Genomic DNA, 12,869 nt, shown 5'->3' with positions numbered 1-12,869 from the left:
CCGGCTACCGGCGGTACAGTATCGCCGCGCCGTCCGCGAAGAAGTCGGGCAGGCGGCGTACCTCCTCGAAGCCACAGCGACGATACAGCGACCGCGCCGCCTCGTTTCCGGGAGCGACCGTGACGGAGAGTCGCTCCGAGCGGTCGGCGGACGCCGACAGCAACGCAGTGGCGATGCCGTTGCGGCGGTGATCGGGGGCGACGACCAGTTCCGCGACGTACGTCGTCCCATCGCCGGGGACCGCGAGCAGGTACCCCGCGAGGCCGCCATCGGCCGTGGCGACCAGGACCGTCGCCGGCGAGTACTCGTCGGCGTCGAGAGCGGCGTCGAGCAGTCCCGGACTCGGTTCGCGGAGGTGAGTCTGGAGTCGGGTGAGCGCGGCGGCGTCGGCCGGGCGCGCGCGACGAATCACAGTAACAGGGCGGCGAGCGCAGCGCTGGCGACTGCGCCGGCGAGTGTCCCGAGGAAGTTGACGGTTTGGTTGCCGACGCGGCCGCCCTCCAAGGTCGCCCCGAGGACGCTGTCGACGGTCATGCCCGTAACGCCGCCGCCGACGACGGCAATGGCAGCGAGCCGTGGCGATCCGAAGGCGAAGACGCCGACGGCAACCCCCGAGACGACCGCGGCGCCGACAATCCCGATAATATAGCCCTGCCAGGTGATCCCGCCGTCGGTCCCAGGGTCGACCCGCCGGAGGGTCGTGATGAGCCGTGGGTTGTCGAACAGCACGCCGATTTCGCTGGAGAGCGTGTCGCTCATGGCGGCGGCGAGCGACCCGGTGAAGGCAAAGCGGAAGAGTTCACCCTCCATGGGCATGCTGCCGCTGGCGGCAAAGCCGATGACGGCCACGAGTGCCACGGCGGCGTTACCGAGGACGTTCCCGCTTCCCCGTGCCCCCTCGTTGTCCTCGGCGACGCCGCGGGACCGCTTTTCGTCGTAGCGATACTTCGCGGAGAGACCGCCGATGCCGAAGAAGGCGATAAGGATGGCGAACCATCCGACGCCGCCGAAGACGAGGGTGAGAAGCGCCAGCAACACGCCGGTCACCATGCCGGGGACCGACGCGGTACCAGTTCGATAGGAGAGATAGCCGAGTGCGACCGTCCCTACGAGGGCGGCTCCAACCTCGGTAAGCGCCGCGTCGACGCCGATAGCGTCGAACAGCCATAACAGGAGACCGACCGAGAGCATCACCAACGGGTCGTCGCGCTCGTAGAGGATCGAGCGCAGGAGTGCCGCGACCAGCGCCCCCGCGGCGGCGAGAAAGACGGCTGCGGGGAGCGCAGGGAGCGTGCCGAGGGTCCACCCGACGGCGAGTTGCCCGGCGAGGGCAGCGAGAAAGGCGACGAGAGCGAAGCCGGCTGTCGTCCGACCCGGATTGGTCGCAGTGTCTACCCGTTCGACGACGCGAGCGCCGACGGTCCCGTAGGCGACGACGAGGACGGCAGCGACGAAGAGATCGATCGGCATCGACCGCCGGGGAACCGTCGAGAGGAGCGCGAGACCTGTCGCCGCGAGCGCGAACCCCGCGAGGCCGTTGAGTCGGCCGTCGCGGCGGTCCTGTGGCCGAGCGAAGAGGTCGAACACCGGCCCCTCGTCGACGACGAACGCGGCGAGGAATGCCACGATGGCAAAGGGGGCGGCGGCCGCCCGCCCGAGTTCAGGGGCGGCGAGCGCGAGCGTCCCGACGGCCGCGAACCCTCCTGCCCGCCGAAGGGTGGACGTCACACCCACCGGTATCCCCGACGGCCACTTAACGCTCCCGACACGGCCCGCTTGCGTCCACCAGTCCGTCGAATCCGTGACCTTTTGGACCGTCCACCGCCTCCCTCCGCTGTGGGACTGTACGACCGCTATCTCGCGCTCAAACAGCGACTCCACGACGGCGACCCGCCCACCCACGTCGCCGTCGTGCTCACAGAGCGCGACCTGCTGGAACAGGGGGCGTACGACCGCCTCGAACGAGTCCTTCGGTGGGCCTTCGAGTGCGGCGCCGAGCGCGTCACCGTCTCGGTGAGCGTCCTCGACGAGGCGGTGGTCCCGACATTAGAGCGCGAACTGCAGTCCATCGATGCGCCCCGGCCACTCGCCGTTCGCGGCCCTGACGACACGGAACCCGCCGCCGCACCCGTACAGGTGAACGTCGGCCTCGGCGGCAAAGGCGAGTTCGCCGCCGCCGTTCGGTCGCTTGCCGAGGCCGTCGACGAAGGCCGCATAGACCCCGCCGACGTCGACGAAACCGACGTCGAGGACCGTCTCGTCTTCCCCGACGAGCCTGACCTCCTGATCAAAACGGGCGCCGAGCGGCTCTCGGATTTTATGATCTGGCAGTCCGTCTACTCGGAACTCTACTTCACCGACGTGAACTGGCGGGACCTGCGAAAGCGGGACTATCTCCGGGCGGTCATCGACTACCAGAATCGCCAGCGGCGGTTTGGCCGCTGAGCGCCGGTGACGACAATGAGGGCGAAAGATCAGTCTGCGGTGTGATCCTGCCGGTCGAGTTCGTCAGACAACTGCTCGGCGTCGCTGTGAGGGAGGTTCTCGCGGAGGCGGCCGACCACCTCACGAGTCTCGACGAGCGAGGACCCGGCGACCGCACGGACCAAAGCGGCCGCCCGCTCGGTCCGGGTGTGTCGCCACGACGCCTCGCGAGACTCGTATGTTCGGATGGCCCGCAGGAAGTCCACCTTCGAAAACTCCGGCCAGTAGGGCGCACAGAAGAAGACCGCGGCTTCGTTGCCGTTGGCGTGCCAGGGCAGGAAGTTGCTCGTCCGCTCGGCGCCGCCCGTGCGGACAATCAGGTCTACGTCGCGGACGGGGCGGGCGTGTAGACGGCGCTCGATCTCAGCGACGTCGACGTCCACGGGGTCGAGACGGCCGTCGTCGACAGCGGCGAGCGTGTCGCGGGCGGCGCCGAGCAGTTCCGCGCGGCCGCCGTACGCCACCGCGACGTTCAGCCGAAAGCGGTCGTACTCCGCGGTTCGTCGCTCGGCGTACGCGATGGCTTCGCGGACCCGCTCGGGAAGGCGGTCGATCTCGCCGAGCGCACGAATGCACACCCTATTCTCGTGGATGCCGTCGGCGTTCGCGAACTCCCGGAGCTTCGACTCGATCAGATCGAAGAGATGCTCGCGCTCCGCCGGCGGCCGGTCGAAGTTTTCGGTCGAGAAGGCATAGAGGGTGAGTTCCTCGATTCCAAGATCGTGACACCAGCGGAGCACCTGCTCGGTAGTCTGAGAGCCCTCGCGGTGGCCGGCGGTGGCCTCGTCGCCTCGTTCGCGGGCGTACCGCCGGTTGCCGTCCATGATGATGGCGACGTGGTCCGGGCCGTCGCCGATGTCGCGGCGGAGGAGTCGCTCGTAGGCGCGGTCGAACAACTTCCGGACCCGCGAATGCATGTTCGACTTGACAAGGCCGACCGACATGGGTCTTTTGACAGCTTGGGGCGGTCGCGGCGGCGCGACCCCGTGACGACAACCCATATTAGCCTCGGGCGTGTCCTTCAGGACGATGAGCGATCCGCCAGCCGCCGCGGTCGATGGGATCGAGTTCCGGCACGTTCCCGAGACCGACCAACACTTCGAGAACGCGCTGGCGAAGGCCCGAGACGGCGTCCGCCTCACCGTCGACGACGGGGTAGAACTCCTGACGACCGGCACCGACCGCGCGGGGATCGACCCGGCCCGCAAGGAGGCAGTGCTGGAGGCAGCCGACCACCGACGCGCCGAGGTCGTCGGCGACGACGTTACCTTCGTCGCCAACCTCAACAACAACGTCACGACGGCCTGTGACACCGGCTGTCTGTTCTGTAACTTCAAGGACCGCGCGTCGGCGTTCGAGGCCGACGCCCCCGACGATCACGGTGGGTTCACAAAGACGCCGGCCGAGTCGCGGCAAGCAGTCGTCGACGCCGTCGACTTGGGCATCTCGGAGGTGTGTTCGGTCAGCGGCCTCCACCCCGCCTTCGCCCTCGACGCCGACCACCGCGAACTGCTCGAAGCGGCCACAGACCCCGACGCACTGAACTATCGCCCGCCCGAGGCGTACACCACCTCACCGGGCACCTACGTCGAACAGATTCGTGCCATGTCCGTCGACGGCGTCCACGTCCACTCGATCACCCCCGAAGAGGCCTACCACGCCCGTCGGGGTACCGACCGGTCCTACGCGGAGGTGTATCGACGGCTCCGCGACGCCGGCCTCGACAGCGCGCCGGGCACGGCCGCTGAAATCCTCGTCGACGAGGTGCGCGAGGTGATCTGTCCGGGGAAGATGGACACCGAGGAGTGGCTGGACGCGATGGAGGGCGCGATGGCCGCCGGTCTCCCCGTCACCGCGACGATCATGTACGGTCACGTCGAAAACGAGATGCACCGCGTCATGCACCTGAAACGGGTGCGCGACCTGCAGGATCGTACCGGCGGGATCACCGAGTTCGTCCCGCTTTCTTTCATCCACCAGCAGACACCGCTGGCCGAACAGGGACTGGTCGACGGCGGTGCGACCGACGCCGAGGACGAACTCATGATCGCCGTCTCCCGGCTCTTCCTCGACAACATCGAGAATCTCCAGACCTCGTGGGTGAAGTTCGGCGACGCGAAGTCGCTGAAAACGCTGTCCTGTGGCGCCAACGACTTCATGGGGACGCTTCTCTCCGAGGAGATCACCAAACGCGCCGGCGGCGACTACGGCGAGTTCCGTTCGGTCGCCGACTACGTCGACATGGTGACGGCGATTGGCCGCCGGCCGGTCGAGCGCTCGACCAACTACGAGCGACGGTATCCCATCGACCCGGACGATGGCCCCCACGGTCCCCGTCTCGGGCCACGCGCCGACGGGACGCCGATGCTCGACGGGACGGCCCCCACCGCAGACGACTGAGATGATGGCGACCACCCACGCCGCCGTCGGCCTGCTGTTCGCGCTTCCGCTGACGGTCGTCGCGCCGGAGTTGGCCCCCATCGCGGCGCTGGCCGCGATTGCCGGCGGGATCTTCCCGGATCTGGACCTCGTAGCCGGCGTCCACCGTCGAAGCCTTCACTTCCCCGATTACTACTGGCTCGGCGCGGTCCCGGCGCTCGCCGCGGCCGCCATCGCCCCCAGCCCCGAGACCGTCGCTGTCGCCTGGTTTCTCCTCTCGGCGGCCGTCCACTCCGTGAGTGACGCCTTCGGCGCGGGGACCGAAGCCCGCCCGTGGGAGCGGACGTCCGCGGAGGCGGTGTATCTCCACTCCCGGAGTCGGTGGATCGCGCCGCGGTACTGGGTGCGCTACGACGGCGCCCCCGAGGATTACCTGCTCACCGTCTGCCTGCTCGCCCCGGGCCTCGTCGCCTTCGGCCCAGCAGTTCGACGCGTCGCCATCGTCCTCATCGTCGTCGGCGGCGCCTACACCCTCGTCCGCAAGCGCTTGCCGGCTGTCGAGGAGCGATTACTGTAGCGCGCGATACCGGCGGCCGGCGTCGTCGTCCGCGCGGAGCGCGTCCCTGATCGCCGGGCGGAGCCACTCCCGGTCGACCTCGCACTCGGCCGGCGTGACCGCGCCGCGCCGGTACGCCGCCGGCAGATACCGGTCGTGGGTCGGGAGCCGTTCGTGGAGCGGGACGCCCGCCTCGTCTGCGAGCGCCGACAGTTCCTCGACCGCCGGCCACGCGTAGTCGGGGTTGATGTAGTCATCGGTGACCGGGGAGACGCCGCCCAAGTCGTCGACCCCACAGTCGAGCAGGTCACGCGTCGGTGCGAGATTCGGCGGCACCTGCACGGACACCTCGGGCGGCAGGGCAACCCGCGCCATCGCCACCGTCTCGCGCATGGTTGCCACGGCGGGCCGGTCGAAGTCCGAGCGCTCGTTGGGGACGACAGGCTGTACGATCACCTCTTGGACGTGGTCGTAACGCTTGTGGAGTTCGCTGATCGCCAGCAGGCTCTCTGCCCGGTCGCGTCGTGACTCGCCGATGCCGACGAGGATGCCTGTGGTGAAGGGGACGGCCATCTCACCGGCGGCACGGATCGTCCCTAAACGACGCTCCGGGGTCTTCTGTCGCGCCCCCGCGTGGGCGTCTACATCGGCCGTCGTCTCCAGCATCACCCCCATGCTGGCGTTGACCTCGGCGAGGCGATCCAGTTCGTCGGCGCGCAGGTCGCCGGGGTTGCTGTGAGGGAGCAGGCCGACGTCGAGGGCCATCTCGCAGGCGTCGTAGAGGTAGTCGAGGACGGTGTCGTACCCCCAGTCGTCGAGTTGGTCGTGGATGGCCGTGTATCGCTCGTCCGGCGCGTCGCCGAAAGTAAAGAGCGCCTCGGTGCAGCCGGCTTCGGCGCCGAAGTGGAGTTGCTCGCGGATCGCTTCCGGTGGCATCAGGGTGGCCTCGCCGGGCACGTCGTAGAAGGTACAGTACGTACAGGTGTACCGGCAGGCGGTCGTTAGCGGCAGGAAGACGTTCCGGGCGAAGGTGAGTTCCGGCGCCGGGCCGACGTCTGCCGGGGTTACGGCGAGTAGGTCGTCGACGGCGCCGGCATCCACCAGCGTGTCGGGGTCGACCTGCTCGTCGTCCGTCTCGGGGGCCCGTGACATGGCCTCCGCTCGTCGCCCGACGATAAAAAATCCTCGCGGTACGGAGGGAAAACCTATATCGGGACCGGCCGACCAGTGCCAGCATGGACGCCGTCGATCACATCAACATCGATGTCGACGACCTCGACGCCGCGTACGCCTTCTATCGGGACGTTCTCGACCTCGACCTCCTGCGACCGCCGGAGGATTTCACGGGCGCACACGTCATGTTCGAGACCGACGGCGGCACCGTCGTCACGCTCGTCGAAACGGGGCGCGGCGAGGGGTGGGACGACCGAGGACTCGATCACCCGCTCGATAAGGCTCACGTCGCCTTCGAGACCGACCGCGAGACCTACGAGTCACTGATGGCGGAGCTTGACGGCCAGTTCCCGAACCAGGGACCCTACGACTGGGGCGCGTTCGAGGGGTTCTACTTCCTCGACCCGTCCGGGAACCTGCTCGAAATCGTCACCTACGACCCCGCGCCTGCCGACCGGGACCGACCCCTGATGGACCACGACGACGTGGTGTAACTCACAGGCGATTCGCGGGACAAAGCGGTTCCGGCCACGCCGTCAGTCGTCCTCGACCCGCGCTTCGACGCCAGCCAGATCCTCGATTACCTGCATCACACCGGAGTTGTCGTCCTTTCCGCGTCCGGTCTCGACCATGGACTTGTACATCTCGTGGACGAGTTCAGTCTGTGGCATCGGCGACCCGTACGCCTCGCCGGCGTCGGTGGCGATCCGGAGGTCCTTGTACTGGTAGTCGGCAAAGAACCCGGGGTCGAAGTCGCCCTGGATCATGCTCGGGGCGCGATTGTCCAAGGTCCAACAGCCGGCGGCGCCGCCACTGATGGCGTCGACGACGGCCTCGAGATCCGCACCGGCCTTGTAGGCGAACACGAGCGCCTCGCTGACGGCTTCCATCGTCCCCGCGACGACAATCTGGTTGCAGGCCTTGGTGACCTGTCCGGCGCCGTTGTCGCCACAGTAGGTAATCGTCTCACCCATGACCTCGAGGATGGGCCGGCACTCCTCGAGGACGTCCTCGTCGCCGCCGACCATGATCGAGAGCGACGCCTCGATGGCACCCTCCTCGCCGCCGCTGATCGGTGCGTCGAGCATCCGGGCGCCTCGGTCGCGGACCTCCGCGGCGAGTTCCTCGGTCACCATCGGTGAGATTGTCGAGTTGTCGATCACCACGTCGCCCTCGCTCAGACCGGCGAGCACTCCGTCCTCCTCGCGCATGACCTCCGCGACGACGTCGTGGTCGGGAAGACACATGATCGTCACGTCGGCGCGTTCGGCCGCCTCCTTCGGAGTTTCGGCCGCCTCGCCGCCGGCGGCGACGTGTTCGTCGACCGGTTCCTGTGACCGGTTGTGCCCGATCACGGTGTAGCCCGCATCCAGCAGGTTCTTCGCCATCGGTCCGCCCATGATCCCCAGTCCGACGAAGGCGATTGTCTCGTCTGCCATGTGGGTTTCACTCACCTCGCCCGACATAAATGAGTCGGCTGGGGAACCCCGACCGGCACGCGATTGATGAACGTCGGCGTCGAACGGGGGGTATGACAGACGAGACCGACCGCGGACCGGCCGCCGACGCCCCCGAACGCCACCTCGGTCGTCGCCTTCGGGAGCGGGACGAGACGCTTGCCGTCGCCGAATCCCTCACGGGAGGGCTGGTCGGTTCGCGACTGACCGACGTCCCTGGGTCGAGTGACTACTTCGACCGGGGGGTGGTCGCCTACTCGAACGACGCCAAACTGACCGACCTCGGGGTGAGTCGGGAGTCACTCGACGCCCACGGCGCCGTCTCGGCCCCCGTCGCCCGCGAGATGGCACAAGGGGTTCGCGACACGGCGCGGACGGACTGGGGTGTCGCCACCACCGGCATCGCTGGACCGACCGGGGGCACCGACGGGAAGCCCGTCGGCCTCGTCTTCGTCGGCGTCGCCTACGCCGCCCCCTGGGGAAGCGGCGACTCCTTCGTCCGGGCCGAGCGTCACGTCTTCGACGGCGACCGCTGGGCGGTCAAGTCCGCGAGCGTCCGGGAGGCGCTCGAGGCCCCACTGGCCGCGATGGACTAGTTCGTCGTCACCAACTCGACCACGTCGCGGTCGTCGAGTTCGTGACTGCCGCCGATCTGTCGCGACGACCGGCAGTCGATGCCGTGGAGCAGTCCATCGCCCAGATCCGAGTGGATGTGGTGGGCGAAATCCGCTGTAGTCGATCCGTCGGGCAGGAGGAAGCAATCGCGGAAGGCCCCCTTCTCGCTCGTCGCCCCGTCGTCGCTCCCCGGGAACACCGCGATGAGGTCGAGTGCGTCGAACAGCGCCGCCTCCAGCGACGCCTGGACGCCCGTCCCGCCGTACGTCGCGAGCAGGTCGCCGATCTGATCTAGGCCCGCCGCCTGTTCGTCGCTCGGATCGCCCGTCATCTCGAAGTCGTCGTCACCCGGACGATAGTCGACCGTGCCCGCCTCGTCGGCGGCTTTCAGCGCCTTCTCCGCGTGGGCACTCGCCGGGACGACCGTGAGGTGGTCGTAGTCGGGGTCGTTCCGAACCGCCTCGAAGTTCGCCGCCGCCGCGGGGTCGTCGATCTTGTTCGCCGCGATCACGATGGGTTTGGTGCGCTTGCGTATTTCCCGGGCCAACGCCTCGCGATCCGCTTCGGCCCACGTTCCGGGATCGAGTTCGAGGCCCAGCGAGAGGATCACCTGCTTGATCTCGTCTTCGTTCGTGCGGAAGGCGCTCATCTGCTCGGCCAAGTCCGCCTCGATGGCCGCGTCTGCGCCGTGGTACTTCGTCTCGAAGCGCTCGATTCCCTTCTCGAGGATCTCTAAGTACCACTGGTCGAGTTCCGCCTCCAGAAAGTCGATGTCGTCGCGTGGGTCGTGGCCCTCCGTGGGTTCGCCCTCGCTGTCGGTCTTGCCCGAGAAGTCGACGACGTGGACTAGGACGTCCGTCTCGTTGAGGTCGCTCAGGAACTGGTTGCCGAGACCATGCCCCTCGTGGGCGCCGGGGATGAGGCCGGCGACGTCGACGAGTTGCACCGGGACGAACCGCGTGCCGTCGTCGCAGTAGCCGACACTCGGGGTACAGGTCTCGCCGAACTCCGGGGCCGCACAGTCGACGCGGACGTACGCCTCGCCGATGCTCGGGTCGATGGTCGTGAACGGATACGCTCCCTCTGGCACGTCGTTCATCGTCGCCGCGTTGAAAAACGTCGACTTGCCCACCGAGGGCTTGCCGACGAGTCCGATGGCGTAGCTCATGCACCCCGTCGGCGACGGTGGATCAAAAACGGCGTCATCCCGCGGTTCTCCGACAGATAATCACTCACACGCCGAGCGACGACTCGTCGAAAACGAACGACCGTCCGAGTTATGCCGCCGGCGCGCCGAGCGTGTGTATGACCGACGACTCCGAGACGCCGGCGGACACCTTCGGCGTCAGCATCGGCGTCGACGACGATGCCCTCCGATTTCTCGTCCACGTCCCCTCGGACCTCACGGCCCCGTGGGACGACCGCGACGCCTTTCAGCGACTCGTCGAGGAGGCCGTCTGGGCGCGACTCGACCGAGAACGAACGCTCGGGGCGGTCGGCCGGGTCGCCGACGCCGGCGAGCGCGTCGAACTCGGGACGGTGACGCTGACACCCGAGGGAACCGTCGTCGACCACGACCTCTCCACCCCGGAGCCATGAGCTTCGAGGCAGTCCGGACGGCCGCCATCGACCACGCGCTAGTTGGTGACGATCCGGAGGCCGCGCTCGCCCTTGCAGGCGTCGTCGACGCCGCAACCACCGATTCCGAGGACACGGATGGGACGGTCAGAGGGGTCGATCCGCTCGCGGTGACGCTGCTGACCGTCGGATCGCTCGCAGTCGAGCATGACCCCTCACTCGACGAGCGGGCGTGGACCCCTGGAACCGACACCGATCCGTTCGTCGTCGCCGGCGCGGCCGTCGCCGTCCGCCGGCGAAACCTCTCACTCGACCGGGCCGCCGACCTCGCGAACTGCTCGCCGGCGGCGCTCGACGCTGCTCTCGACGACTGAAGAACGGAAGGACCGCGTCAGTTACCGGCCGTTGCCGTTACCGCCGCTGTTTCCATTACCGCCGCCGTTACCGTTGCCACCGCTGTTTCCGTTACTGCCGCCGTTACCGTTGCCACCGCTGTTTCCGTTACCGCCGCCATTGCCGTTACTACCGCCGTCGTCGCCGGCGTCGTTGTCCGCGCTGTCCGACTCCGCCTCGTCGGCGTCGCCGTTCTCACTCTCCGCGTCCTCGCTGTCCTCGTTGTCACCGTCATCACCTTCGTCCGCGTCGTCACTGTCATCGTCCGCGTCGTCACTGTCATCGCCTTCGTCCGCGTCGTCACCGTCAGACTGGCCCGGTGCCGACCCGGAGTTGCCCGGTGCGCCCTCGCTCTCCGCATCGTTCGATCCGCCCTGGTCGTCCGACTGCTCGTCGTCATCGGTCGGTTCGCCCCGGTCGTCTGACTCCTCGTTGTCGGCTTCGTCACCGTCGGATTGCCCTGGTGCTGACCCGGAGTTACCCGGACTCTCGGTCGGCGGGCCGGCAGGAACGATCCGAGACTCGTTGCCCTCCTCGTTGGTCTCGTTGCCGTCGGCCGCGTCGTCCTCGTCCGCGTCACGATCCGGACCCGCGTCCGCCGGCGGTCCCGCATTCTCCGGCGGGCCGCGCTCGCTGGCGTTGGCGTTCGACGGGTTGTTGTTCGTCACGAACTCCGACACCTGCTGGCCAAGCGGGCCGCTGAAGCCCGCCCCGTTCAGTGTGTCGACGAACGCCGAGACGATCTGACCGAACGGGCCGGTCGACTCCGGCGGCGACAGGTCGACCGTCGTCGTCGCCGTCTCGTCGCCCTTCGTCGCCGCAACGGTGACCGTCACTGCCTCCGCCGGCGCGGGCACCACGACCGTTCCGTTCGCGTCGGTTGTGTACTCGCCAGTCCCGGTGTAGGAGCCGTTGCCCTCGACCGACACCGTGACCGTCGCGTTCGCGACTGGGTCGCCGAGCCGTCCGACCGACACCGTGGCCGTTCCGTCGTCGGCCTGATCGACACCCACCGCGAGCGTCTCGACCGGCTGGACGCTCACCGACCGCGTCGTCGTGTCACCATCGTCCGTGGCTGTGATCGTCAACTCGACCGACTCGGAAGGGTTAGCCAGCGTGACCGTCCCGTTCGCGTCGGTCGTGTACTCACCCGTGTCCGCGTACGTCGCGTTCGCGGTGGCGGTTACCGTCGCGTTCCCGACCGTCTCGTTTCCGCGTGTCACCGTCACTATGACCGATCCGTCGTCGGCACCCGTCACCGTCACGCCGAGCGCGGGATCGAGCGTGACGGTGGTCGTCGCCGCGTCGTCATCGCCCGTCGCCGCAACGGTGACCGTCACCGACTCCTCGGGCGTGGGGAGGGCCACCGTTCCGTTCCCGCCGGTCTCGTACTCGCCAGTCCCAGCGTACGTCTCGTTTCCGTCGGCGGTCACAATCACCGTCGCGTTCTCTATGGCCGTGTCGTTGCTCGCGACGAAAACCGTCGCGACGCCTGTCTTCTCGTCCTGTGTTACGTCGACCGACAGCGAACTCGACTGTGCGGCCACTGCGGCCGGGCCCACTGCCGACGCCAGTAACGCGACTGCCATCAGTATCGCACCGGTTCGTTGTGCGTTCATTCCGTTCGGTCCCTAGTTCCTCACCCCGTTAAATCGGGACAGCGCTAAATCCCGGTTTGGGCCGGGTTTACGCGGGTTTGCGCCGATTAAATCGGATTAATTCGGGGAGTAGTCCGGGCAGACGGCGGTGCAGTCGCTGTCCGGTAGTGTGTATGAAAAGTGACGAGCGACAGTGCTGTCGCTCGCCAAGAGTGATGAAGTATGAATGGTGAGGCGGCGAATCGGCACTCCCAGAGGGTCGCCCACTCCAGTACTGCCCGATACGCAGGCAGGCTTAACGTCCGTGTTCGGGATGGGTACGGGTGTCTCCCTGCCGCTCTGGCCGCCTTCATGCCGACCGACGGAATCGAACCGTCGTCATACCAGTGTCGGTGAGGGTCTCTCGACCGTGTGTACGTGCGATCCAGTTAGCGCCTGGACCCGACAGTCAAATCGGGTCACAGTGCGGACTCCAATGAATGTGGCTTGGACTGTTAGTGCTCGCGGGCTGAACGCCTCGTTGCCTTGGCGCGTACACCCCGAGTCTATCTAACTCGTCTTCTACGAGTGTCCTCGGTGGTACCTCTTTTCCAGGTGGGTTTCGAGCTTAGATGCGTTCAGCTCTTACCCCGTGGT

General features: G+C 67.6%; 14 protein-coding genes and 2 rRNA genes. 7 read left to right on the top strand and 9 right to left on the bottom strand.

The window, feature by feature from the left end:
- Positions 1–4 precede the first annotated feature (4 nt).
- Together NO878_RS14810 and NO878_RS14805 are read right to left on the bottom strand one after the other, a co-directional pair.
- Complete coding sequence (locus NO878_RS14810) at positions 5–412, bottom strand: GNAT family N-acetyltransferase (RefSeq protein ID WP_256406743.1); 408 nt, start codon at positions 410–412, stop codon at positions 5–7.
- A complete protein-coding gene (locus NO878_RS14805) occupies positions 409–1,728 on the bottom strand; it encodes a DUF92 domain-containing protein (RefSeq protein WP_256406742.1) in 1,320 nt (439 codons plus the stop codon). The genes NO878_RS14810 and NO878_RS14805 overlap by 4 nt, the downstream gene beginning before the upstream one ends.
- A 108-nt stretch (positions 1,729–1,836) precedes the next feature.
- Between NO878_RS14805 and NO878_RS14800 the strand changes: the two genes are divergently transcribed.
- Positions 1,837–2,445 (top strand): undecaprenyl diphosphate synthase family protein, encoded by a 609-nt coding sequence (locus NO878_RS14800; RefSeq protein WP_256406741.1) that lies wholly within the window; start codon positions 1,837–1,839, stop codon positions 2,443–2,445.
- Positions 2,446–2,474: 29 nt separating this feature from the next.
- On the opposite strand, the gene uppS is transcribed toward NO878_RS14800, so the two are convergent.
- Positions 2,475–3,401, bottom strand: coding sequence for a polyprenyl diphosphate synthase (uppS, locus tag NO878_RS14795; protein WP_256406740.1), 927 nt, complete (start codon positions 3,399–3,401; stop codon positions 2,475–2,477).
- Positions 3,402–3,513: 112 nt separating this feature from the next.
- Here uppS and cofH point away from each other — a divergent pair, with 112 nt between their 5' ends.
- Positions 3,514–4,884 (top strand): 7,8-didemethyl-8-hydroxy-5-deazariboflavin synthase subunit CofH, encoded by a 1,371-nt coding sequence (cofH, locus tag NO878_RS14790; protein WP_256406739.1) that lies wholly within the window; start codon positions 3,514–3,516, stop codon positions 4,882–4,884.
- Between the two features lie 4 nt (positions 4,885–4,888).
- Entirely contained in the window at positions 4,889–5,440 is a 552-nt protein-coding gene (locus NO878_RS14785) for a metal-dependent hydrolase (RefSeq protein ID WP_379823309.1), read from the top strand.
- Here NO878_RS14785 and cofG read toward each other — a convergent pair.
- A complete protein-coding gene (cofG, locus tag NO878_RS14780; protein ID WP_256406737.1) occupies positions 5,432–6,571 on the bottom strand; it encodes a 7,8-didemethyl-8-hydroxy-5-deazariboflavin synthase subunit CofG in 1,140 nt (379 codons plus the stop codon). The two genes, NO878_RS14785 and cofG, sit on opposite strands and share 9 nt — an antisense overlap.
- 83 nt (positions 6,572–6,654) lie before the next feature.
- Here cofG and NO878_RS14775 point away from each other — a divergent pair, with 83 nt between their 5' ends.
- Positions 6,655–7,086 carry a VOC family protein gene (locus tag NO878_RS14775; protein ID WP_256406736.1) on the top strand — a complete coding sequence of 144 codons (432 nt, stop codon included), beginning with the start codon at positions 6,655–6,657 and terminating at the stop codon, positions 7,084–7,086.
- 42 nt (positions 7,087–7,128) lie between these two features.
- Here the strand turns inward: NO878_RS14775 and NO878_RS14770 are convergent, their stop codons facing one another.
- Positions 7,129–8,058: an NAD(P)-dependent oxidoreductase gene (locus NO878_RS14770; RefSeq protein ID WP_256406735.1), complete on the bottom strand. Its 930-nt coding sequence runs from the start codon at positions 8,056–8,058 to the stop codon at positions 7,129–7,131.
- 65 nt (positions 8,059–8,123) lie between these two features.
- Between NO878_RS14770 and NO878_RS14765 the strand changes: the two genes are divergently transcribed.
- Positions 8,124–8,645 carry a CinA family protein gene (locus NO878_RS14765; RefSeq protein WP_256406734.1) on the top strand — a complete coding sequence of 174 codons (522 nt, stop codon included), beginning with the start codon at positions 8,124–8,126 and terminating at the stop codon, positions 8,643–8,645.
- On the opposite strand, the gene NO878_RS14760 is transcribed toward NO878_RS14765, so the two are convergent.
- Positions 8,642–9,832: a redox-regulated ATPase YchF gene (locus tag NO878_RS14760; protein ID WP_256406733.1), complete on the bottom strand. Its 1,191-nt coding sequence runs from the start codon at positions 9,830–9,832 to the stop codon at positions 8,642–8,644. The genes NO878_RS14765 and NO878_RS14760 overlap by 4 nt on opposite strands.
- Before the next feature lie 137 nt (positions 9,833–9,969).
- On the opposite strand from NO878_RS14760, the gene NO878_RS14755 reads away from it, so the two are divergent.
- Both NO878_RS14755 and NO878_RS14750 read left to right on the top strand, forming a co-directional pair.
- Complete coding sequence (locus NO878_RS14755; RefSeq protein WP_256406732.1) at positions 9,970–10,263, top strand: DUF8124 family protein; 294 nt, start codon at positions 9,970–9,972, stop codon at positions 10,261–10,263.
- Complete coding sequence (locus tag NO878_RS14750) at positions 10,260–10,616, top strand: hypothetical protein (protein ID WP_256406731.1); 357 nt, start codon at positions 10,260–10,262, stop codon at positions 10,614–10,616. The genes NO878_RS14755 and NO878_RS14750 overlap by 4 nt, the downstream gene beginning before the upstream one ends.
- A 21-nt stretch (positions 10,617–10,637) precedes the next feature.
- Here the strand turns inward: NO878_RS14750 and NO878_RS14745 are convergent, their stop codons facing one another.
- The 3 genes from NO878_RS14745 to NO878_RS14735 all read right to left on the bottom strand — a co-directional run.
- Positions 10,638–12,254: a DNA primase gene (locus NO878_RS14745; RefSeq protein WP_256406730.1), complete on the bottom strand. Its 1,617-nt coding sequence runs from the start codon at positions 12,252–12,254 to the stop codon at positions 10,638–10,640.
- A 208-nt stretch (positions 12,255–12,462) separates the two neighbouring features.
- Positions 12,463–12,584: ribosomal RNA gene (gene rrf / locus NO878_RS14740) — 5S ribosomal RNA — on the bottom strand.
- Positions 12,585–12,707: 123 nt separating this feature from the next.
- Positions 12,708–12,869 (bottom strand): 23S ribosomal RNA (locus tag NO878_RS14735); the annotation flags it as partial.

Source organism: Haloplanus ruber (assembly GCF_024494725.1).
Lineage (GTDB): Archaea > Halobacteriota > Halobacteria > Halobacteriales > Haloferacaceae > Haloplanus > Haloplanus ruber.
The sequence above is the reverse complement of the archived record's forward strand: the minus strand, read 5'-3'. Positions and strand labels throughout refer to the sequence as shown.

What these genes read in the sequence shown, in the direction of transcription:
- NO878_RS14745 (WP_256406730.1), bottom strand. Translation starts at nt 12,254, where the DNA reads ATGAACGCACAACGAACCGGTGCGATACTGATGGCAGTCGCGTTACTG.
- NO878_RS14765 (WP_256406734.1), top strand. Translation starts at nt 8,124, where the DNA reads ATGACAGACGAGACCGACCGCGGACCGGCCGCCGACGCCCCCGAACGC.
- NO878_RS14775 (WP_256406736.1), top strand. Translation starts at nt 6,655, where the DNA reads ATGGACGCCGTCGATCACATCAACATCGATGTCGACGACCTCGACGCC.
- NO878_RS14785 (WP_379823309.1), top strand. Translation starts at nt 4,889, where the DNA reads ATGGCGACCACCCACGCCGCCGTCGGCCTGCTGTTCGCGCTTCCGCTG.
- NO878_RS14760 (WP_256406733.1), bottom strand. Translation starts at nt 9,832, where the DNA reads ATGAGCTACGCCATCGGACTCGTCGGCAAGCCCTCGGTGGGCAAGTCG.
- uppS (WP_256406740.1), bottom strand. Translation starts at nt 3,401, where the DNA reads ATGCATTCGCGGGTCCGGAAGTTGTTCGACCGCGCCTACGAGCGACTC.
- cofH (WP_256406739.1), top strand. Translation starts at nt 3,514, where the DNA reads ATGAGCGATCCGCCAGCCGCCGCGGTCGATGGGATCGAGTTCCGGCAC.
- NO878_RS14750 (WP_256406731.1), top strand. Translation starts at nt 10,260, where the DNA reads ATGAGCTTCGAGGCAGTCCGGACGGCCGCCATCGACCACGCGCTAGTT.
- cofG (WP_256406737.1), bottom strand. Translation starts at nt 6,571, where the DNA reads ATGTCACGGGCCCCCGAGACGGACGACGAGCAGGTCGACCCCGACACG.
- NO878_RS14770 (WP_256406735.1), bottom strand. Translation starts at nt 8,058, where the DNA reads ATGTCGGGCGAGGTGAGTGAAACCCACATGGCAGACGAGACAATCGCC.
- NO878_RS14755 (WP_256406732.1), top strand. Translation starts at nt 9,970, where the DNA reads ATGACCGACGACTCCGAGACGCCGGCGGACACCTTCGGCGTCAGCATC.